The 20988-nt window shown below is 69.8% G+C and carries 19 protein-coding genes and 1 pseudogene; 5 read left to right on the top strand and 15 right to left on the bottom strand.

Translation table 11 applies throughout. The features are described from left to right. Positions 1 to 7: 7 nt before the first annotated feature. The 3 genes from ABIH81_RS14960 to ABIH81_RS14950 all read right to left on the bottom strand — a co-directional run bounded on the left by ABIH81_RS14960 (position 8) and on the right by ABIH81_RS14950 (position 2276). Positions 8 to 646, bottom strand: coding sequence for a hypothetical protein (locus tag ABIH81_RS14960; protein WP_349880833.1), 639 nt, complete (start codon positions 644 to 646; stop codon positions 8 to 10). Between the two features lie 225 nt (positions 647 to 871). Next, positions 872 to 1036 (bottom strand): hypothetical protein, encoded by a 165-nt coding sequence (locus tag ABIH81_RS14955; RefSeq protein WP_349880832.1) that lies wholly within the window; start codon positions 1034 to 1036, stop codon positions 872 to 874. A 277-nt stretch (positions 1037 to 1313) separates the two neighbouring features. Further along, positions 1314 to 2276: a hypothetical protein gene (locus ABIH81_RS14950; protein WP_349880831.1), complete on the bottom strand. Its 963-nt coding sequence runs from the start codon at positions 2274 to 2276 to the stop codon at positions 1314 to 1316. Between the two features lie 119 nt (positions 2277 to 2395). On the opposite strand from ABIH81_RS14950, the gene ABIH81_RS14945 reads away from it, so the two are divergent. Beyond that, complete coding sequence (locus ABIH81_RS14945; RefSeq protein WP_349880830.1) at positions 2396 to 3841, top strand: HEPN domain-containing protein; 1446 nt, start codon at positions 2396 to 2398, stop codon at positions 3839 to 3841. An 88-nt stretch (positions 3842 to 3929) separates the two neighbouring features. After that, positions 3930 to 4451: a hypothetical protein gene (locus tag ABIH81_RS14940; RefSeq protein WP_349880829.1), complete on the top strand. Its 522-nt coding sequence runs from the start codon at positions 3930 to 3932 to the stop codon at positions 4449 to 4451. A gap of 55 nt (positions 4452 to 4506) precedes the next feature. On the opposite strand, the gene ABIH81_RS14935 is transcribed toward ABIH81_RS14940, so the two are convergent. Continuing rightward, entirely contained in the window at positions 4507 to 5667 is a 1161-nt protein-coding gene (locus ABIH81_RS14935; protein WP_349881112.1) for an ISAs1 family transposase, read from the bottom strand. A gap of 393 nt (positions 5668 to 6060) precedes the next feature. Beyond that, complete coding sequence (locus ABIH81_RS14930; protein ID WP_349880828.1) at positions 6061 to 7173, bottom strand: hypothetical protein; 1113 nt, start codon at positions 7171 to 7173, stop codon at positions 6061 to 6063. Between the two features lie 1325 nt (positions 7174 to 8498). On the opposite strand from ABIH81_RS14930, the gene ABIH81_RS14925 reads away from it, so the two are divergent. Continuing rightward, positions 8499 to 9146 (top strand): hypothetical protein, encoded by a 648-nt coding sequence (locus tag ABIH81_RS14925; protein ID WP_349880827.1) that lies wholly within the window; start codon positions 8499 to 8501, stop codon positions 9144 to 9146. 17 nt (positions 9147 to 9163) lie between these two features. Here the strand turns inward: ABIH81_RS14925 and ABIH81_RS14920 are convergent, their stop codons facing one another. The 9 genes and pseudogenes from ABIH81_RS14920 to pepN all read right to left on the bottom strand — a co-directional run bounded on the left by ABIH81_RS14920 (position 9164) and on the right by pepN (position 18793). Further along, positions 9164 to 10621 (bottom strand): recombinase family protein, encoded by a 1458-nt coding sequence (locus ABIH81_RS14920; protein WP_349880826.1) that lies wholly within the window; start codon positions 10619 to 10621, stop codon positions 9164 to 9166. Between the two features lie 29 nt (positions 10622 to 10650). Further along, positions 10651 to 11427 (bottom strand): annotated as a pseudogene (locus ABIH81_RS14915) (ComEC/Rec2 family competence protein); the annotation flags it as partial. 71 nt (positions 11428 to 11498) lie between these two features. After that, positions 11499 to 12314 carry a ComEA family DNA-binding protein gene (locus ABIH81_RS14910; protein ID WP_349881111.1) on the bottom strand — a complete coding sequence of 272 codons (816 nt, stop codon included), beginning with the start codon at positions 12312 to 12314 and terminating at the stop codon, positions 11499 to 11501. A gap of 452 nt (positions 12315 to 12766) precedes the next feature. Beyond that, on the bottom strand, positions 12767 to 13543 hold the full coding sequence (locus ABIH81_RS14905; protein ID WP_349880825.1) for an SDR family oxidoreductase: 777 nt from the start codon (positions 13541 to 13543) through the stop codon (positions 12767 to 12769). 9 nt (positions 13544 to 13552) lie between these two features. Next, a complete protein-coding gene (locus ABIH81_RS14900; protein ID WP_349880824.1) occupies positions 13553 to 14407 on the bottom strand; it encodes a DegV family protein in 855 nt (284 codons plus the stop codon). A 48-nt stretch (positions 14408 to 14455) separates the two neighbouring features. After that, the gene (locus ABIH81_RS14895) at positions 14456 to 15085 is read right to left on the bottom strand and encodes a histidine phosphatase family protein (protein WP_349880823.1); all 630 of its coding nucleotides are present in this window, start codon (positions 15083 to 15085) and stop codon (positions 14456 to 14458) included. Next, a complete protein-coding gene (rsfS, locus tag ABIH81_RS14890; RefSeq protein WP_013287996.1) occupies positions 15082 to 15486 on the bottom strand; it encodes a ribosome silencing factor in 405 nt (134 codons plus the stop codon). Before rsfS ends, ABIH81_RS14895 begins: the two co-directional genes overlap by 4 nt. A gap of 110 nt (positions 15487 to 15596) precedes the next feature. Further along, positions 15597 to 16193 (bottom strand): nicotinate-nucleotide adenylyltransferase, encoded by a 597-nt coding sequence (nadD, locus tag ABIH81_RS14885; protein ID WP_349880822.1) that lies wholly within the window; start codon positions 16191 to 16193, stop codon positions 15597 to 15599. 83 nt (positions 16194 to 16276) lie between these two features. Next, positions 16277 to 18793 carry an aminopeptidase N gene (pepN, locus tag ABIH81_RS14880; RefSeq protein WP_349880821.1) on the bottom strand — a complete coding sequence of 839 codons (2517 nt, stop codon included), beginning with the start codon at positions 18791 to 18793 and terminating at the stop codon, positions 16277 to 16279. 66 nt (positions 18794 to 18859) lie between these two features. Between pepN and ABIH81_RS14875 the strand changes: the two genes are divergently transcribed. Continuing rightward, entirely contained in the window at positions 18860 to 19078 is a 219-nt protein-coding gene (locus ABIH81_RS14875; protein WP_013287999.1) for a DUF397 domain-containing protein, read from the top strand. 7 nt (positions 19079 to 19085) lie between these two features. Here the strand turns inward: ABIH81_RS14875 and ABIH81_RS14870 are convergent, their stop codons facing one another. Continuing rightward, on the bottom strand, positions 19086 to 19472 hold the full coding sequence (locus tag ABIH81_RS14870) for a hypothetical protein (RefSeq protein WP_349880820.1): 387 nt from the start codon (positions 19470 to 19472) through the stop codon (positions 19086 to 19088). Positions 19473 to 19711: 239 nt separating this feature from the next. Between ABIH81_RS14870 and ABIH81_RS14865 the strand changes: the two genes are divergently transcribed. Next, positions 19712 to 20983: a cytochrome P450 gene (locus tag ABIH81_RS14865; RefSeq protein ID WP_349880819.1), complete on the top strand. Its 1272-nt coding sequence runs from the start codon at positions 19712 to 19714 to the stop codon at positions 20981 to 20983. Positions 20984 to 20988: the final 5 nt, after the last annotated feature.

Below are 20988 nucleotides of genomic sequence, written 5' to 3'. Positions count from 1 at the left end.
CGGCCCTTCAGTTCAAGAGGTCATTTACCAGCGCAATGATGCTCACGGTGACCCCGACGCTAGCCGAGGCGGTGGCCACAGCCTCAGCGCGGCGGGTCACCCTTGGCTGCTCGAAGCCGCCCAACTGAACTCGACACTCCGTGTCCACCAGATGCTCGGTCAAGGTGATCTCTGGATCGCCCCACTCCGAGGCTAGAACCTGGATCGGGATCTCTTGCTTGCGCCTAACCAGTTCGGGTCCGAAGCAGACAGACGTGCCCTCTACGACAACACCAGAGGGCGCCTGCCCACCGGCCGGATTCAGGAGGGCTTCGATCGGTGACTGAAGGTCGATCGTCAGGGGTCTACCTTGGTCGAACTGCTCGCTCGCTACGGCATGCCTGCCCGTGTTCCTAATCAAGATGGTAATGACGTGAGGATCAGGAAGGACGCGTCCTCGACGCGAGACCTCCACGTCTTCCAGCCCTACCCGAGCGCCGGTGAGAAGGCGGACAGGCGTGAGCACATGGATGGTGATACGTCTCTTGGGCGGGAACAGGGCTTCACGAGCGAAGTAGGCTGCTACCCCAGCTACCAGGAGGGCCAGCACCGCTACTGCAAGGGTGGCGCCGTTGAAGCCCTTGCCCTCGAAGATATCCAGCGCCATACCTGAGGCCCTCCCCTGGCTCCCAGCACACGCCCCTGCACGTCGCCCTTGACGGGAGATAGGCAACACGGTGTCGCCCATCTCTGTCACGAGATGTATCGTGCGAAGCGTTACAACACGATGCACTGCTATGCAGCGTGGTGCAGTGGAAGACCCCCGCCCCCAGGTGTAGGAGCCGTGAGGCGGAGGCCCTTCCCACTCGATGTGGGCCCGCTCGACCTTCGGTCAGTTGGGCCCGCATCCGTTTCCGGCCAGCGTCACCGCCAGCCCTGCCGCGTAGGCGAGCACCTTGAGTGCCAGTGCCACCCACTCGCCGACATCCCGCCACCGGTTGGCGTTGGTCCGCCGGTTCTTGCCTGAGCCCGAGGGCCCCTTGCGGCGCATCGTCACTGCCACTTCTCCCCAACTCGTCGGATCCGAGGGCGGATAGACCCCCGGCCGCCGGAGCCATCCGGACCCGCGATCAGCTTGGGCTGGGGTCCAAGTTGGTCAGTGCCGCGTGCGCAAGAGACACCATAGCGAGCCAACCGGGTGACTTGCGTGTCGGACCGCGTGTTCGAACACCCGTTCGGCGAGACATCCTCGAACAGACTTCGCGGGCTTCCGAACGCCTCGCCGGCCAGAACCGGAGCAACCTTGCCGTCGTAGTCGCAGGTGGTGCGGCGAGTCAGCCAACCAGCAGTTGCGGCAGGTCTCGCAAGTTGGACGTGACCTTGGCGTGAAGGTGCTCAGCGTGCCGGCGCAAGATACTGCCCCAGTGCTTCTCTGACACCACCACATCGCAGTAGCCGGCGGCTGTTCCCAGTGCCGTCATGTCGTTGAGGTCGCCCTTGTGCCACCGGAAGCGCTGATCCTCATGGGCCGACATGCGTAACCGACAGATGGCACCCTTCGCCGGAAGTGACAGCATGAAGTCGGTCAGCGTCTCTCTCGACGAGGTGATGTAAAACCACATGTCGATTCCCGTCGCGACCGACTCCTTGTTCACAAGATCAACGATGTCCTGCGCCTCCTGCGCGAGAACAAGCCGGTGAGCCCGGTCGCTGCTGTGCCCCCACTTCTGGAGCTTCTCTGCCGTCTCTCGCTCGAAGTCCAGTTGGCGTTGCGCGAACTCGTTTGAGGGCAGCGCGATCCCGTCCGCAGGTAGCTCCTTGTTAGGGCCCGTGATCGAGGCCCACTCGAAGTAATCGAACACTGCCTCTGCGCCGAACTGAGCGATCGCCCGCTTCTCCAGGTCGGCATCTTCGAAGTAGTGCGGCTTGTCGATGCTGAGCGCGTGCACGACTCCTCGTCCGAAGGGCTTCGGCTGCTTCGTTGGCCTCAGACCTGCCCTAGCGCACAGCGACGCGTGCACTTCGGCCTCCAAGAGAACCGGCGCATCGGCGATGGCATGGAAGCGCGAGATCTCGGCCATGAACGCTCCGAGGCGACGTCGGCGAGCCGGGTCACGCTGCCGGAAGGTCTCGATGTAGTGGGCGGCCGACAGTGGGAAGGATGCGTGACCGGCGGCAGATGCTTCACGGATGAGTGCGAGCACACCCGCTATCTCCTTGTCGTCCGTCCGCCCGTAATGCTGTCGGGCGAGCGTGATCCAGTCCCGCTGGTCGAGGTACACCCGCTTGAGCGCCACACGACGAGGCTACGTGCAAGGGCTGACAGGGCTGAGGGCGTGACCGACTCGTTGGCGGCAAGTCGCAACGGCTCGATGCAGGTATGCCGTAGATCAGTGATCTCCTCTATCGTCAGGCTGTGCTACCCCTCGAAGTAACTGGCTCCTTCTGGCTGCCTGGACACGAGCAGGCCAAGCGCCACGGGCGACTCGTGTACGACCCGAAGGACGGAGCAGATCTCTTCTTGACGGAGCCGCTCGTAGAGGTCCGTCCCGATGGCGTGATGGTGGAACTGGGCGGGGCCACGCGTGACCGCATCTTCGGGCTGATCGAGGAACCGAGCTACGGGCAGCCTGTGACGCTGATCGACTGCGGCTGGCTCCATCGCAAGAAGTTCTTCGTGAATAGCATCCTCGTTGGCGGACACTTCGCTGACGACGAACAGACGGTGTTCGAGTCCGTGATTGTTCGTCTTCGTGATGCTGCGCCCTGGGTGGGCAAGGACGCCATATCGGTCGACGTTGACTTAGCTGTTGAAGGCGTAGACAGGCGAGAGATGGTCTGCCGACTGGATCGGCCGCCAGCGAGCGAGGCACGATTTTCACGTGGCAAGGTGATAGTTGACTTCCGCTGGTCTCGGGAGGATGTGGAGCTACAGAGTTTTAAGATCAACGTGTGGCCAGAGTTCGTGATCGAGTACGACGAGATGACGCCTCTATCGGTTGTCTATTCCGATGCGGGCAACCTCTACAACCTGAGTTCCTTGTGTACTGATCGCGCCGATTCGTTCGACAGCATCGTTGTGTTCAGGTCGGATCACCCGGAACTGGTCCGATCGGGTGCGCCGATCCCAGGTACCCGCCGCGAGATTGAGATCAAGGCGAGGCTAGGGGACCTAAGTCGACGAACGGAAGTCAAGACGCTCTCCGCTACGGATGTGCTCGTTCCGCTTGACGACCTGGGTGGAGTGCAGGCCGTAGCTAGCTGGCTCGACAGTGCGCCAAGCCTGACGCCCATCATCGGGGCGCTGTTGAGCATGAGAAGCGACGGTATCTACAGCGAGAACCGGTTCCTCAACATCTCTTCAGCGGCAGAGGGCCTGCACCGAGCTACGGTCGGAGGCTCTTACATCACCCCGTCGGCCTTCCGCACGTTGCGGCGGCAGATCAGAAGGAACGGCGTACCGCCCGAGCATCACGCCTGGTTCTCCGACGTCATGGCGCACGCCAACGATCCGAGCCTCGATCGGCGGCTGAGGGAGCTTGTCAGCGCGCTTGGCGAGAACATCAACTCCTTGGTCGGAAACGATGTCGACGCCTGGGTAAGAGCGATCAAGCGGGCGAGGAACAACCTCACGCACCTTGATGAAGGACGGGAGCCGTTGGATGGCTCGGATCTGTACTGGCTTGCAGAGAGCCTGTTCCAAGTCACCCGCCTCTGTCTGCTTCAGCGAGTTGGTGTCAGCGCCGAGGGCATGTCGCGGGCTGTGCGGTCGCTTCGGCGGCGAGGCGTCTTCCATGAGATGCAGGCTGCGGTGGAGCGGATCGCCGGGCCGCCTCCAGCGACTGGGGACACGGACGCCTGAGCGGTGACTGGACGAGCCGACCCCTGACCAGAACAACGGGTTGATAGCGTGCGCGTTGGCGGACAGGCATCGATACCAGGGCGGCAGTGTGACCACCGCAGAGAAGATCACGTTGGGTGTAGCCATAGCAGGCGCCTTCGGCCTTGGGTCGGTGGTCGCTGCCTTCATCAGCCACCTCCTCAGCCGGCGCGAGAGGACGGTCAACATCGCTGACAAGTCGGTGCAGATCGCCGAGGCGATGATGACCAGGATGGAAGGCGAATTGACCCGCGTGCAGGAGGCTCTTGCCAAGGCGCAGCAAGAGAGCGAGGAGTTGCGGCTGACGTTGGCAGAGACCAAGACCGCCAAGGGGAAGCTCAGCGAGCAGTTGAAGGAAGCGAAGAGGTCCCTCCAAGGCGTGAACGTGCAGATCGGCAACGCCAGCACCGCGATCAGCGACATTCAGGGGGAAGTGCGCCAGGCCAACACTGCCGTCCGTCAAGTCCGGTTGTTTTATACGCCAGAGGCACAGGCAACGGCGGATCTCATGAGGCAGCTCAGCAGGACTCGGCATGCCGCTGGTACCGCACGGGACGTCGCCGACGACTTGGGCAGCGCGCGAGACCACTGAGCCGGAGCAGGGCTCTCTGGGGGCAGGGCTTCTGCAAGGTAGGGGTTTGGCCGTTTCAGGTGATTCCGAGTAGCTGTAGCGGTCGGTCCGGGTTTCGACTGTTGTGGCGTAGGGCTTTGGCGATGTTGGTGACGCCGGTCAGTCGGAGCAGGCTGATGACGGTGTTGCGGAGGGCGGCCATGGCTTGCGGGGCGTTGCCGGTGCGAACCTGGCTGGCGTCCTCGCCGAAGGTGACGTCACGGATGTGGTGCAGGGCCTCGATGAGCCAGTGTCCTCGTAGCCAGTCGGCCAGGTCGGCGGGTCGGGCTTGGGCTGCGTTGAGGCTGGTGATGGCGTAGACGGTGACGGTGGACCACCGTCCGGTGGCCTGGTTGTAGCGGCGTCGGCGGATTCGTAGGGCCTGGCTGGCGTGCGGGAAGTCGATCGCGAGGGGTCCGAGGCAGGTGACGGCTTGCAGCGCTCGGATGTCGCGGCGGCCGTGGCCGTGGCTGCTGGTTTCGTCCTGGACCGGGATCTTGGCCCAGGGTAAGGCCTTGAGTTGCCGGTACAGCCGCGGCTGGTTCTTCTTCGCGGTGAACAGGTACGCGGCGTGTTTGGTCTCGGTCAGCCAGCGGGCGTGCTCGCGCTGGGTGTGCAGGGCGTCCGCGGTGATCACGGCGCCGGTCAGGTCGAGGCCGTCCAGCAGTGGCTGGAATCGGGTGATTTCGTTGGTCTTGCCGTCGACGCCGGTCTGGGCGAGCACCGTGCCGGTGTGCTGGTCCAGCGCAGCGAGCAGGTGGACCTGACCGCCGGGGCGGCCGCTACCGCGTAACGTCTTGCCGTCCACAGCGATGGCCCGACGCGCCGCTGCCGGCGTGACGGCTGTCCGGCTGATCAGCCACCGGCTGATCGCCGTGTCCAGAGCGTCGGCGTCGACGCGCGCCAGGACCCGCCCGATCGTGGATGCGTCCGGCACCAGATAGGCGCTGGTGAACCGGTCCCGAGCGACCTGCAACCGGGCCAGCACCGGCACGGGCAGGTCGGCCGCCCACTCACCGATCGCCGACACCGACCGCTGCCCGGCCGCCACCGCGCTCACCGCGACCGCGAGCAGGCTGGGCAGTGGATGGATGCGGCCACGCGGGTCACGCGGGTCCGGTACCTGGGCCAGGGCCTGCAACAGCCCGGCGGCGTGATGGTATGGATCATCCGACACGCGGTGCAGGCGTGCGGACAGCCCGCCGATCAACGATGATGGCTCCACGAGCGCGGTCCTCGAGTTCGATCGTTTGGCCTAGACACCTGAATGATCAGCCGAAGGCCGCGCTCTACCTCATGTAACAGCCACAACCGGCGTGACTACCCCAAGCCCGGTGATCCGGTCATATCTCAACCTTGCAGAAGCCCTGTCTCTGGGGGTGTGACCCCTTGAGGCCAGATCGCCGCACCGCCATGTCTTAGCAGCCAAGATCCTGCCACAGTTCCAAGGTCGATCTGAAGGCCACAAAACGGCCCTGACCTGCGAATACGCCCGATAGAACGTGCCTGAAACGGCGCCTAATCAGTGCTTCCGCCCGAACGGATACAGCAAGGGGCAGGGCCCCTAGAGACCCTGCCCCTTCTCTTGGCGCTAGACGGCAGCCCTGCTGATCAGGACGAACGTCGCCTTGACCTTGGCGTGCTCAGAGATCCGCTTGGCCTTGTCACCCGGAACCAGCTCGACACCAGTGACCGTCGCGCTCTCCACTCGGCCAACGCCGGGAACGAAGACGCCCTTCTGCTTGACGACCGTCTCCCTGGTCCGCTCCGCGAGCGCTTCAAGACCGTAGTAGCCGCTCACCTCGAAGTCGGCCTGAACGGTGCGCCGGATTAGGTCGCCGTCACGGGTCTGCTTGGCCAGCTCGTGAGACGCCACGTACACATGGACGTTGTAGACGGTCCTTCCCTCGCCCGCGTTCATCCCGGTCATCATGTCGCCCACCCACCGGTCGCGAATCGTGCGCTCGCCGCCGGCCCGCGCCATCGCCTTCGCGACGTTGAACGCCACTTCGGCGATCGTGTCGGTGCTCGGCTCCTCAGGCGAGATGACGGGGTTATCCGGCCTGACATCGTTCAGATTGATTCGGATGCCGCAACCATCGGGGCGGTGGTTGAGCATCACCGTCACCTCAGCTGCGCCCTTCCGATCGACGAGTTCGGCAAGCGCGTTGCGCACCTGCTCACCGTTGAACGGCGCACCCTCCGGCACCACGATGGACATGTGGACGGTTCCGGCGAGGATGCCCGTCGAGACGTCCGCTCGCGTCGGTTCGGTCTGGAACAGATACACGGCCGGCACAGCCGGCTCCGCCGGAGGCTCCGGCACAACGGAGGTCGGGAACCCGAACAGGCCGAAGTCGAAGACGTTCTTCTCGATGATCGGGAGAAGCCACTCCGCCAGCGTCGGGTAAGCCTGCGCCTCCGCGAAGTCGGCCGCACGCTCAGCTTCCTGAAGGGCCCTACGGGCAGCGCCGATCAGCCGGGTCGCACGTTCGATCGCCAGGTCAGCGGTCGCCAGGTCGGAGGCGGTGACAGTCTCGTCGCCCATGTCGAGCCGGTCGCGAAGGTCGGCCGTCTCCTCCTGGACCTGAGCGTGCTCATCCTCTCGCCGAGCAAGCAAGTCCCGCGCTTCGGCGAGGCGGGTCCGAGACTCGGCCAGGGCCTCGACCGGGTTGATGGTGGTGCGCTTCTTGGCGTTAGCCACGATGGTGGAACCTCTTCCTATAAGGGATAGAACCGGGACAACGACAGACGGTCGGTGTCCCTTGGTCGCCCCTGCGAGCCGCTCAGCGGGCCGTAGACCGCGGAACGGGTACAGGGGTAGATGAGGCCTGGTCGTGAGACCAGGAAGGCAGAGACGGACCAGGGGTCGCCTCTACTGCTTGGTGTTGATGGGCAGAGTTAGATGGGCCCCTACGGGGCCCTCTTCTCTTCGCCGCTGCCAGATAGCCCACTGAAGCGGACCAGGTCAGGGCGAAGCCGAAGCCTGATCGGGAGGACTTCACCTCGCCGATGGCTCCCTAGTTAGATAGAGAGAAGTCTTGCGTTATCGCAGGTCAGCGCGTTGTCGCTTGCCCTCTCAGGGCAAGTCGCTTGCCCGGTCAGGGCAAGGAACGTCTAGCCAGCGGTCCGTACGCCATGCGTTCTGCATGACCTGCTGCCATGGCCCTCGTTCTGGAACTGATGCCGAGGCAGCACCAGACACCGAGCGGCGGACGTGGGCCCGATGAGGTCGAGTCGCTTCGCCTGAGCGATCGCCCGCGAGACACTCGAAGCGTTGACCGGCCGCTCCTCCTCGCCGAGGATGCCCGCGAGGCCTCCCGGTGCGAACTCCGCATGCCCGATTCGGTTGGCCCAGCCGATGGCGGCGAAGTGGACCCGGTAGGCCAGGGCATGCCGGGGGTCCCTCGCATGCCGCCGGTACTCCTTCAGCGAGACAGCACCCCACGGCCTACCTGTCCCGAAGTCGATCCGCAACTCAGGACTCAGAAGCGAGGGTGACGCGGGACAGAGCGTCCTCTAACCCTTCCCGGTACCCACCGGCCAACGTCTCGGGCATAGACATGCAGGCCGCGAGGATGTCGGGGATGGTCCACCGAGTGATGGCTGCCAGATAGAGGATGCTGAGCCCTGCCTCTCTGAAGTGCCGAGTGATCTCGGCGTTGCTCATGTCTGGTGTCGGCAGGTGACCCACCCTGCCAGGTGTGCTCATCGGCCAACTCCCGAGAACAGCCCTCGCAGGCGGGCCTTGGTCTCAGGGGTGAACGGTGGCGCCTCGTCAACTAGCCGGCTTACATGGGAACGCCAGTCAGCGCCGCGAGTCTGTGGTGTTGGTTGCCCCACTGGTGTGGCTCTCCTTCCTTGTCGAGGTCAGGCGGACCTCACTGCACCTCCTTCCGTCGGCACCACCAATGGGTGGCGCGGTTGCGGCGGCGCATCGCGCCGCCGGTGATGAGACTACGGATCAAGTGAAGGTGTGTACAGCCTTCATCGTTTAACCTGCATCACACCTTACGGTATGATGGGTTCATGCCTTCATCGATTCCCCGAAGCCTCAGTGATGCCATGAGGCAAGCCGAGGCAACCGTCCCCTCCCCGACCGTCTTCTGGCTGGAGCAGGGTCGTGATGCCTTCGTCGTGCTGCGGCATGAGGAAGGCGAAGAAGCCTGGAGGGTCGGGTTCCGGCTGACCCGAAGCGGTCCTGGCGCCGGCGAGTGGCGGGCAGCGGAGTTCACCGTTCAGCAGCTCGACGAGCCAGCCTCCGGCCTGACGGGCAAGACGATCCGCTCGCTTCCCATCGGGGAACTGCTGGCCACGGCGCGGCGAGCCGCAAGCAGTCAGCGCTCTGGGACAGCAGGCGCCAAGGCCCTGCCGTTCGCCCGCCCCAGCGACCTACGCATGGCCCCGTTCCTCACGGATGGGCGAGGCAGGAGAGAGCGGGGGGACGAGGCTTACGCGGGGCTCGCCTTGGAATACGCGCTGCTGGTCGAAGACGGCGACCGCTCCCCATCGAAGACTCTGGCTGAGAGGTTCGGTGGATCAGGGGGGACCTGGGCTAACCGCATCGCTGTAGCACGCAGGCGCGGCCTGCTCACCCCCGTCAAGGTAGGCGAGGCGGGCGGGGCGCTGACCGAGAAGGCGCTTCGCCTACTCGGCCAGAAGGAACAGGGATCGTAACCGAAGAGGACCGGCTTCTAACCAGTGGTCGCCCAGTGCTTCGCCCACGTCTTGGTGTCCCCACGCCAACGGGAGGTCCCGAGCCGCATCGGGTCGAAGCGGCGTGCACCGCGCTGCGTCGGCCCCAACCTGACGTCCATCAACAGCGACACCACCTCACGCTGCTGCGCCACATCGAGGTCCCGCCAGCCCGCCTCAGCGCCGGGCCCAACCAAGCGGCGAACCATCGGCGGCACCGCCACCGTACGCGCCTGTTCCTCGGCAGCCTCAATCTCGGCAAGCAACGTGCGCTCGATGTGCGCCAGGCCCGCCGGACTCAGACCGCCACGTGCCGCAGAGTCGTACCAGCCATCGAGTCGGGCCCGCTTCTCTGCCGCCTCCCTCGCCGCCCTGACCGACCGTTCGTCGGTATCGGGTGGCGAGAGCAGATCGAGCGCATCAGGCCGAGACAGCCGCTCTACAACCAGCGCAGTGATGAAGTCCTCAAGCAGTTGCTGCTTGATCGACACGCAGAAGTTCGGCTTGCACATGTAGGCGTAGTGCGTTCGATTCTTCTGCACACGCATCCGGCCACCGCACTTCTGACAGGCCACGATGCCAGTCAGCAGATGCTTGACCGAGGTATCGCGCAGCGTCTTGCGCTTCTCGTCAGTCAGCCGGGCGACGCAGACCGAGTACGTCTGCTCGTCGAGCAAGGCGGGCCAATCGGCGGGACCGACGATCTTGCCGTTGTGCACCCGCTGAGCGATGTAACCCGGGTTGATAACCATCCGCTTGATCTGAGACAGGCTCCAGCCTTGCTCACCCCCGCGCGGTGTCGGGATGCCTCGCGCGTTGAAGTCTTGGGCGATGGAGTAGCACGATGCGCCGTCGGCGATGCGTTGAGCAGCTTCGCGAACCACTGCGGCCTCGTCGTCGCGCGGCACCTGGGCGATGAAGTTGCCGCGGTCGTCATACGTTCGCCGATAGCCATACAGCAGCTTCCCGTGCGGCTTACCGCTCGCCGCCTTAGCCCGTACAGACCTGAGGATGCGCTCGCGTGTCTTCTCGCTCTCGTACGCAGAGTCAACCCCGTCTTCAGCAAGGGTGCGCCAGTCGCGCGGGTTCTCTAGGTCATACGTGCGGCGATGAGTGACGACGTGGATACGGACGCCCTGGCGCCGGCAGAGGTTGAGCAACGCCGCCCACCCCTCAAGCTCTCGACCGCCACGCGACGACTCCCAGAGGATGAGCACATCGACGCGCGCCGTGGCGAGGTAGTCGAGCAGCTTGACGTACGCTTCCCGCGCCTTCCGGGCGTAGCGGCTCGCCGACCGGTCGTTGTCGACGAAGACCTCCGCAACCGTCCACCCGTGGTCGGCTCCGTCTTGCCGGCACTCCTGCTCCTGCTCGCCTACTGAGCGGCCCTGCTTTTTGTCGTCATCACTCACACGGGCATAGATGACGGCGCGCAGCCCTGGCTTCTCCCCGCTCATGGCGTGGTAGGCTACCACCCTCCCTAATCAACGTTCGCACCGGACACCGCGTTGAGGTGAGTCATCCCGGTGGCCCGGAAGTCCTCTTCCACCTCCGGAAGCAGGCGGCTGGTGTCGCCCACCACGAGACCCGGTAGCAGCCCGCCCGGCGCGTCGGGCAGCGGTTCGCAGGCCCGTTGCAGCCCGGCGCGCAGCACGCCGGCTGCCCGTTGCGGCCACGACGCGTCGCCGCGCAGCGTGGGCGGGTCGGCGGTGGAGAGCACGGCGGCGGTCAGGTCGCCGCCGCGCGGGGCGGACAGTCGCCCCCGGCTGGTGACCCGCTGCCCGGGCAGCAGTGGACGCCAGGCCGGGTCGGCGGCGAGCACCAGCGCGCGTACCGGGCCGGTGACCCGGGCGCCGTCGGGTCCGGTGAGCCGGATCAAATCCACGCGGACCAGCAGCATCGGCGGGCGGCCGGGGGCACCGCGTATCGGACGGGGGTCGTCCCGCAGAACCAGCTCGGCGGTGACCGGAGCACGGTCGGTGACGAGCGCGCGGACCGGGGCGGCGTCGCGGACCGCGACCCGGGCGCCGGTGGCCGCCGCGCCGCAGAGCACGCCGAGCAGTACGGCGACCGCGATCCAGCCGTAGCGGCGGACTGCCGCACCCGGCCGGCCGACCACACCGCACAGGTGCAGGCCCGCGACCAGGGCGAGCGCGGCGGCGACGGCGGCCACCGACACGCTCTCCCCGACGGTGAGATGCAGCCCGGCCAGCGCGGCGAGCCAGGCCGCCACCGCCAACCCGGCCAGCCGCAGATCGGGCACGTCGCGGTCGGCCGCGCCCCCGCCAACGACGCGGCCATCAGCCAGATCGGGCTTGGACCCAGGTAGGCGGCTCACACCGTCACCAGTTCCTTGAGCTGCTCGTACCGGGCGTCGCCGATCCCGTCGACCTGCCGCAGATCGGACACGGACCGGAACCCGCCGTTGCGGTCCCGGTGGTCGAGGATCCGCTGGGCCAGCACCGGGCCGACGCCCGGCAGCGCGTCGAGCTGGGTCAGCGTCGCGGTGTTGAGGTTGACCGGGCCGGCGGGCGCCGCCGAGCCACCCGGCGCACCGCCACCCACCGCCGGGCCGGGCGCGGCCTGCCCGGGTGGGGCGGTGACGCCGACCAGGATCAGCTCCCCGTCGGTGACCTTGCGAGCCGGATTGAGCAGCGCCACGTCGACACCGGGCAACGCGCCACCCGCCGCCTCGATCGCGTCGGCCACCCGCGCACCGGCCGGAAGGCGGACGAGGCCGGGGCGACGGACCTTGCCGGCCAGCGCGACGACCACCTGACCGGATGAGCCGGCCGGCGCGGGTACCCCGGGAACCGCTTCGGTCGCCGCACTCACCGGCGCCTCGGAGGACGCCGCGACCGGCTGGACGGGCTCGGCGCTGGGACGCGCGCGCCACGCCCAGACGGCGGCCACCACGACCACCAACGCGGCCACCACTGCGAGCGCGCGTACGCCCCGGCGGCCGGGATCGAACGCCCAGGGACCGGGCAGCCGGGACGCCAGACTCCGCTCGGCTGCCGGCGCGTCGTGTAATGCGTCGACGTCCGGTTCGGCGGAGGCAGGATCGGCCCCGAACGGATGCTCCGGCTCGCGGTAGCGCTCCGGGAAGCCGGGACGCAGCCCGAAACCCGGCTCGATATCGTCCGGCACCGGCCCGAGCCGACCTCGGACATCCGGCCCGGTCCCGCCGGGGGCATGCCCGAGGCCCTTGCCGGACCCGCCGTTGAAGACCGGCCCGGCCTCGTCAGGCCCAGGCTCGGGGTCCGGCCCGGACCGGGAGAGCCCGGGCCGCCGGAAGGACCGCGCCGCCCGGCCGCCCTGCTCGCCGAGATCCGGGTCGGGCTGGGCCTCTCGGGCGCGATGGCCAGATCGGCGCACGCGGTCGGCGGGGATCGGCGGGACGGCGGCGGTATCCGTGAACCCGAACAGCCGGGCGAGCCGCCGCCGTACCGTCGTCTCCTCGTCGTCTGGCACGGCTCGGGACGCTACGGCGACGGCTCATCAACCGTCGGCCGGTGAACTCTCACCTGTGGACGACGGGAGCACTGTGGACAGCAGCCCGATCAAGCCCTGACTGTGCTAGCGCGGCCGGGAGGCGAAGCTCAGCGCGCCTCCGGGTCCAGGCCGAGCGCGGCCCGTCCCCCGTCGACCGGCACCGTCGCGCCGTTGACGAACGAGGCGCGCTCGGAGAGCAGGAACGCGACCACCTCGGCCACCTCGTCGGTACGTCCGATCCGGCCGAGCGGGTGCAGCCGGGCCATCTCCGCGTCGACGTGCGCCACCCCGGCCGGGTCGAGCCCGGCCAGGTAGGCGGCGTGCCGCTCGGTGTGGATCGAGCCGAGCGCGACCGCGTTGGCGCGGATCCCGCGCGGACCGTAGTCGACGGCGAGCGCCCGGGTCAGCCCCTCCAGCGCGGCCTTCGCGGTCGCATACGGCAGGGCACCCGGCACCGCCCGGCGGGCCTGGTGGGAGGAGACGTTGACGATCGCGCCGCCGGACCCGGCGGCCAGGAACCGGCGTACGGCGGTGCCGGCCCCGGCCACCGCGGGGCGCAGGTTGAGCGCGATCAGGTCGACCACCTCGCTCGCGGGCGCGCGGTGCAGGTCGGCGTCGCGGAAGACGGCGGCGTTGTTGACCCAGCCGGCCAGCGGCGCGTACGCCTCGGCGCGGTCGGCGGCCCGGCCGGTGACCGCCTCGTCGCCGGCGTCCCCGGTCACCGCGTGCAGCCGGTCGGCGAGCGGATGCCGGGCCAGCCAGTCCAGCGCGCTGCTGTCCCGCTCGACCACGACCACAATGCCCCCGTCGGCGGCCAGCCGTTCGACGATCGCCCGTCCGACGCCGCGACCGCCGCCGGTGACGACATACGACAGTGGGCTCATCCGGCCACCCTAGGCCGCGCGGCGGTGCACCACCACGCATGCCAGCCCCGGCCCGGCGTGCGCGGCGACCACCGCTCCGGCCTCGGTGACGTACGTGTCGTGCAGGCGGTCGCCCAGCCGCTCGGTCAGCGCCGCCAGCAACTGCTCGGCCCGTTGCGGCGCGGCGAGGTGGTGCACGGCGAGGTCCACCGGGGCGTCGCCGGCTGCCTCGACGGCGAGGTCGACCAGGCGTGCCACGCCCCGGCTGGCGGTACGGACCTTGTCCTTGACCACGATCGCGCCGTCCGGCATGTGCATGATCGGCTTGACCGAGAGGGCGGTGCCGAGCAGTGCCTCGGCCGCGTTGATCCGGCCGCCCCGGCGCAGGAACTCCAGCGTGTCGACGTAGAAGTAGATGGTGGTCCGGGCGACCGCGTCCAGCGCCGCGTCGCGTACCCCGGTCAGGTCGGCTCCCCCGGCGGCGGCCGCGGCGGCGGCGAGCGCCGGGAAGCCGAGGCCCATGCCGGTGGATCGGCTGTCGACCACGGTGACCCGGTCGTCGCCGACCTCGGCGGCGGCCAGCCGGGCGGCCTCGACGGTGCCGGACAGTTCGGCGGACAGGTGCACCGACACCACGCCGTCGGCGCCCTCGGCGAGCAGCGCGCGGTAGACCTGCGCGAACTGTTCCGGCGCGGGCCGGGACGTGCTCACCGAGACCCGCCGGCCGCTCAGCGCGCGGGTGGCGTCGGCCGGGGAGGTCTCGACGCCCTCCAGCCCTTCCGCGCCGTTGAGGACGACGGTCAGCGGTACGACTGTGAGCCCGCGCGCGCGGACCAGGTCGGGGGGCAGGTAGGCGGTGGAGTCGGTGACGACCGCGACGGGCATGACCGGCACGCTAGCCGATGGCGCTGTGACGTGCCGGGGCCGGAGGTGTCAGACCGCGTCGGTGAGCGCCGGCTGGGTGATCAGGCCAACGTTGTGCGCGCGCAGGTGCCAGCCCCGGACGTCGTCGTGGCGCAGCTCGGTCCAGTGGCAGTTCGCCAGCGAGCCGAGGCTGCGCAGCACCGTGTGGTCCCAGCCGAGCAGGTGCCCGACGCCCTGCCGGGCGCCGCCGCCGTGGGTGGTCACCACGACGGTGCCGCCGGTGGCCAGGTCGGCCGCGTCCTGGAACCCGGCGCCGAGCCGTGCGCCCAGGTCGCCCAGGGGCTCGATACCGGCGCCGGGGTCGGGGTCGCCGGCCCGCCAGCGGGCGTACTCGTCGGGGAACCGCTCGGCCACCTCGGTGAGGGTGAAACCCTGCCACTGGCCGAAGTGCCGTTCGCGCAGCCGGGCGTCGGAGCGAACCGGCAGCCCGGTCAGCGCCGCGAGCGCGGCGGCGGTGTCGACGGCCCGGCGCAGGTCGCTGGCGACGATCGCGTCCGGGCGCAGCGCGGCGAGCACCGGCGCGGCGGCGCGGGCCTGCTCCCGGCCGAGGTCGTTGAGCGGCACGTCGGTCTGCCCCTGGACCCGGCTTCCGGCGTTCCAGTCGGTGTTGCCGTGCCGCCAGACGATCAGGCGGGTCATTCGGCGGTGGCGGTGCCGGCGGCCGAGTCGGCCAGGTCGCGATCAGTGAACGGGATCTGCGGGCAGTCCTTCCAGAGCCGGTCGAGCGCGTAGAACTCGCGCTCCTCGGTGTGCTGGACGTGGACCACGATGTCGACGTAGTCGAGCAGCACCCACCGGCCGCCCCGCTCGCCTTCGCGGCGCACCGGCTTGGCCTTCTCCGGCAGCTCCAGCAGGCGCTCCTCGATGGCGTCGACGATGGCGAGCACCTGACGCTCGTTCGGAGCGGCGGCCAGCAGGAACGCGTCGGTGATCGCGAGCTGGTCGCCCACGTCGATGATGACGATGTCCTGTGCCTTCTTGTCGGCCGCGGCCTGGGCGGCGGCCATCGCCAGCTCGTGCGCGCGTTCGGAAACTGTCACCGTTCTCCTTCGATCAACCGTGCGACCCTCCAAGCCTCTCACACCCGGCGGTGCGCCGACTTGTCAGTTCTGGTCGATTTCAGGCAGGAACCGGGACGAAAGGGGGCGAATCACCGCTGGTAGAGGCGCCGTTTCGCGATGTACTGCACCACACCGTCGGGCACCAGGTACCACACCGGCTCCCCCCGGGCGACCCGTGCGCGGCAGTCGGTCGAGGAGATCGCCATCGCGGGCACCTGCACCAGACTCACCGAGTCGGCCGGAAGGTGCTTGTCGGTCAGTTCGAAGCCGGGCCGGGTCACGCCGATGAAATGGGCCAGTTCGAGCGCCTCGTCCAGATCCTTCCAGGAGAGGATGCGCTCCAGGGCGTCCGCGCCGGTGATGAAGAACAGCTGCGCCTTCGGGCCGTACTCGGCGTGCAGGTCGCGCAGCGTGTCGACGGTGTAGGTGGGACCACCCCGGTCGATGTCGACCCGGCTCACCTGGAAACGCGGGTTCGAGGCGGTGGCGATCACCGTCATGAGGTAGCGGTCCTCGGCCGGGGTGACCGCTTCCTCCACCTTCTGCCACGGTTGCCCGGTCGGCACGAACACGACCTCGTCCAGACCGAACCGGTCGGCCACCTCGCTCGCCGCCACCAGGTGCCCGTGGTGGATCGGGTCGAACGTGCCGCCCATGATGCCGACCCGCCGGATGTCTTCCTCCACCCCGCGATCGTAGGCCGCGCCCCGGACGGGCCCGGGCGGGGTCGGCCACGCCGGGCGGGTGAGCCCCGCCCGGCGTGCCCCGGTCAGGCCGACGCGGCGGCCACCGCCGTCCGCGCCACGAGCGCCCGGCGCATGTCGTCGTCCAGGTCGGTCACCCACCGCCGCAGCCCGGGCGTCAGGTCGTCGCGGGCCAGCAGCGCCGCGGCCATCTCCCGGGTGGGCTGCGCCACGGCGTAGCGGGGGTACGCGGCGATCGTGACCGCGTCGGCCACCCACGCGGTACGCAGACGCGCCGCCGCCGGCATGTCGGTGAAGTAGCGCTCCACGTACCCGGCGGTCAGCTCGGCCTGCTCGGGCTGCCAGAAGCCCTCGGCGGCCGCCTCGACCAGGCGGTTGGACAGCTCGGTGCTGCGGGTGACGATCTCCCAGGCGGCCCGCTTCGCGTCGGCGTCGGGCAGCGCGGCCCGGCACGCGGCGGCCTGCTCGGCGCCGGTGGCGCTGCGGTCGGCGCCGGCCTCGGCATCGATCTGCGGCGCGCCTGCCGCGCCGAGCACCACGAGCCGGCGCAGCACCGCCCAGCGCAGGTCGGTGTCGACCGCAAGCCCCGGCGGCACGCCCTCGCCGGCCAGCCAGCCGGTCAGCATCGCGGTGTCGGTGGTGGCGCCGATCAGACCCCGCGCGGCGGCGAGCTGCAACGAGCCGCCCGCGGGCGCCGAGTCGAGCAGCGCCGCGCAGGCGGTCGCCACCCGCAGCAGCGCCGCGTCGCGGGCGAGCGGGTCGAGGTAGCGGTCGATCAGCCGGCGGCTCAGCAGCAGCACGTCCTCGACGATCGTCACCTCGGTCTCGGCCGGAAGCGCCGCCCCGATCAGCGCGGCGAGCGCGCCGGCCGGGCGTTCCCCGTCGGTGACCGCGTCCAGCGTCTCGGCCCAGAGCAGCGCCCGGGCCAACGAATCGTCGAGCCCCGGCAGCAGCAGCGGCACCGCGTCCGCCGAGGCCGGGTCGAGCCGGATCTTCGCGAATGTCAGGTCACCGGCGTTCGGCAGCACGAGCCCGGTGGCGGGCCGCCCGACCAGCTCGGGCAGCGGCGTCCGGCCGCCGTCGGCGTCCGGGTCGAGGTCGACCTCGAACCGGTGCGCCGGGCCGTCCGCGGTGTGGTGGGCCACCCCGATGCGGTGCGGCCGCAGCACCGGGTGGCTCGCCGGGGCGGTCTGCACGATCGCCACGTCGGTCCACCGCCCGTCGGCGTCCACGGCGGCGTCGACCCGCAGCGTGTTCACCTGCGCGCGGCGCAGCCAGCACTCCGCCCAGCCGTCCAGGTCGCGGCCGCTCGCCTTGCCGAGGGCGGCCAGCAGGTCGGCGAGCGTGGCGTTGCCGAACCGGTGCGCGGCGAAGTGCGCGTTCAGCCCGGCCAGGAACGCCTCGTCGCCGAGCCACGCGACGAGCTGACGCAGCACGCTGGCGCCCTTGGCGTACGAGATGCCGTCGAAGTTCAGCAGCGCCTGCGCGGCGTCTGCGACCTCCTCCGGCGCCACCGGATGGGTGGAGGGGCGCTGGTCGGCGGTGTAGCCCCAGGCCTTGCGGCGGCTGGCGAACGTGGTCCACGCCCGGTCGGACCGGGTCGCCTCGGCGGTGACCCGGGTGCCGAGGTATTCGGCGAAGGACTCGTTGAGCCAGAGGTCGTCCCACCAGCTCATGGTGACCAGATCGCCGAACCACATGTGCGCCATCTCGTGGGCGATGGTGGTGGCCCGCAGCTCCCGCTGGGTGTCGGTGACAGCGGACCGGAAGACGTAGTCGTCGCGGATCGTGACCAGACCCGGATTCTCCATCGCGCCGGCGTTGAACTCGGGCACGAACGCCTGGTCGTACTTGCCGAACGGGTAGCGCTCGGCGAAGAGCTGGTGGAAGCGGTCGAAGCACTGCCGGGTGACGGTGAAGATCTCGTCGGCGTCGGCGTCCAGGTGGGCGGCGAGCGAGCGCCGGCAGTAGAGGCCGAGCGGGATGCCGTCGTGCTCGGCGCGCAGCACGTGCCAGGGCCCGGCGATCAGCGAGACGAAGTAGGTCGCCAGCGGCTCGGTGGGGGCGAACTCCCAGCGCCCGGGCGCGGGCCGGTCGGCGAGTTGCCCGTTGGCCGCGACGGTCCACTCCGGTGGCGTGGTGACGTTCATCGTCACCGGGGCCTTCAGGTCGGGCTGGTCGAACGCGGCGAAGATGCGCGGCCCGTCGTCCAGGAAGGACATCGCGTAGAGGTAGGTCTCGCCGTCGGCCGGGTCGACGAAGCGGTGCAGCCCTTCGCCGGTGTTGGAGTAGGCCATCTCGGCCTCGACGGTGAGCGTGTTGGTCGCGGCCAGGCCGGTCAGCGGCAGCCGGTCGCCGGCCAGCAGGGCCGGGTCGAGGTCGCGGTCGTTGAGGCGGGCGGCGAGGAGTCGGCGCGGCTTGACGTCGACGAAGGTCTCGGCGCCGGGGGTGGCCCGGAACCGGATGGTGACGGCGGAGCGGAACCGCTCGGCGTCGCCGGTCAGGTCGAGGTCCACATCGTAGGACTCGACAACGATCGACGCGCGGCGCGCGGTCGCCTCTGCACGGGTGAGGCTCGGCATCCGCTTATCCTGCCCGATGAGGTCCGCTCGGGCCTTCCTGTTACGCATGGCGATGGAGGAGCAGCGATGGGTCAGCACCCCAAGGGCGATTTCGACCTCTCCCGGGCGGTTTGGCAGCGGGCAGAGGGCGACACCTCCGAGGGAGCGGTCGAAGTGGCCTTCGTCGACGACCTGATCGGTATGCGCAACTCCGCCGAGCCGGACGGGCCCGTGCTGGTCTTCACGCAGGCCGAGTGGGACGCGTTCGTCGCGGGCGCCCAGGACGGCGAGTTCGACCTGGACTGAGCGCGACTCAGTCACCGTCGCCCCAGCCGAGGCCGCCCGGACCTGACGCGTGGTGGAAGCCGGGGTGACCGGCCACGTCGGCACAGCGCTCGCCGTCGGGCCCGACGGCGTCGCAGAACAGCCGCTCCGCGCGGTGCCAGGCGTCCGCCGGGGACAGCGCCGACGCGCCGAGCGCCAGCTCCGGGCGGAGCAGGCCGAGCGCTTCGGCGTACGCCACGGCGTGCTCCCGCGCGACGGCGGGATCGGCGGCGGCGAAGCCCAGGTGCACGGTGAAGTAGCGCGGCGGGCGGGGTGCGGAGCGCCGGGGCGCGCCGATCAGCGGCCCGGCGCGGCCGTCGCCGCGCAGCCGGGCCGATGCCTCGCGGTGCCGTCGTGCCGCCCTGTCGTCACGCATCCGTGCCCTCCCCCGCCGCCGGTGACGCCCGCCGGACGTCGTGCCGGCGGGCGGCGGACCGGTCGCCGCCGGTCCGCGAAACCGAGCCAACCAGCTTTCCCGCGCGCGGGGAGGGGCCAGCACCCGCCCGCGTGGCCGGCCCCTCCCCCACGGGGGCCGGAGCTGCTGGAATGGAGGGTTCGGCCGCGCCGGCCCGGGTAGGTAGGCGGCGCCGCCGAACCGCGTCAGGAGCAGCCGAGATGAGCACCATGCCGAGCGACCGGAGCCCGGACAGCACGCTGGCGTTCCTCCGGGAGGGCTACCGCTTCGTCGGCGACCGCTGCGACCGCCTCGGCACCGACGTCTTCCAGAGCCGGCTGCTGCTGGAGCCGACGATCTGCCTGCGCGGCCGGGAGGCCGCCGAGTTGTTCTACGACGAGGAGCGGTTCGTCCGGCGCGGCGCCATGCCGATGCGCGGGCAGCGCACGCTCACCGGCGTCGGCGGCGTGCAGGGCCTCGACGGACAGGCGCACCGGGTCCGCAAGGCGATGTTCATGTCGATCATGACGCCGGACGCGATCCGGCGGCTCGGGGAGATCTTCGACGAGCAGTGGCGGGCCCGGATCCCGGTCTGGGCGGGCAACGGCCCGGTGGTGCTCTACGACGAGGTGGGCCGGATCCTGACCCGTACGGTCTGGGCCTGGGCCTGGGCCGGGGTGCCGCCGGCCGAGGCCGACGTGCCGCGCCGCACCGCCGAGATGCACGCGATGATCGAGGCGCCGGCCGCGGTGGGCCCCCGGCACTGGCGCGGACGGCTCGGCCGCCGGCACGCGCAACGCTGGGCCGGCGACCTGATCGAGCGGGTACGCGCGGGCGCGGTGCCCGCCCCGGAGGGCAGCGTGCTGGCGGTCGTGGCCGGGCACCGGGACGAGCGGGGCCTGCCGCTGCCCCGCCGGATCGCCGCTGTGGAGCTGCTCAACGTGCTGCGCCCCACCGTCGCGGTGGACCGGTACGTGGTCTTCGCCGCGCTGGCGCTGCACGACCACCCGCACTGGCGGGACCGGCTGCCCGGCGACGACGCCGCGACCGAGCAGTTCGTGCAGGAGGTACGCCGCTACTACCCGTTCTTCCCGGTCGCCGCGGCCCGGGTACGGCGCTCGTTCCGGTGGCGGGGGTACGCGTTCCCGCAGGGCCGGCGGGTGCTGCTCGACCTGTACGGCACGAACCACCACCCCGATGTGTGGCCCGAGCCGGAACGGTTCCGCCCGGAGCGCTTCGCGGGCTGGCGCGACGACCCGTTCGGCCTGGTCCCGCAGGGCGGCGGCGACCACTACACCGGCCACCGCTGCGCCGGTGAGTGGATCACGATCGAGCTGATGAAGCGGGCGGTGACGAACCTGACCGGCGCGATGACCTACCGCGTACCGCCGCAGGACCTGGCGCTCGACCTCAGCAACATGCCGGCCTTGCCGCCCAGCCGGCTGGTACTCGACGGGGTGCGCCCGGCCGAGGGGGTACGCCCGCTGCGCTGAGCGGT

It is taken from the genome of Micromonospora sp. HUAS YX12 (assembly GCF_040215685.1).
GTDB classification, from domain to species: domain Bacteria; phylum Actinomycetota; class Actinomycetes; order Mycobacteriales; family Micromonosporaceae; genus Micromonospora; species Micromonospora tulbaghiae.
The sequence above is the reverse complement of the archived record's forward strand: the minus strand, read 5'-3'. Positions and strand labels throughout refer to the sequence as shown.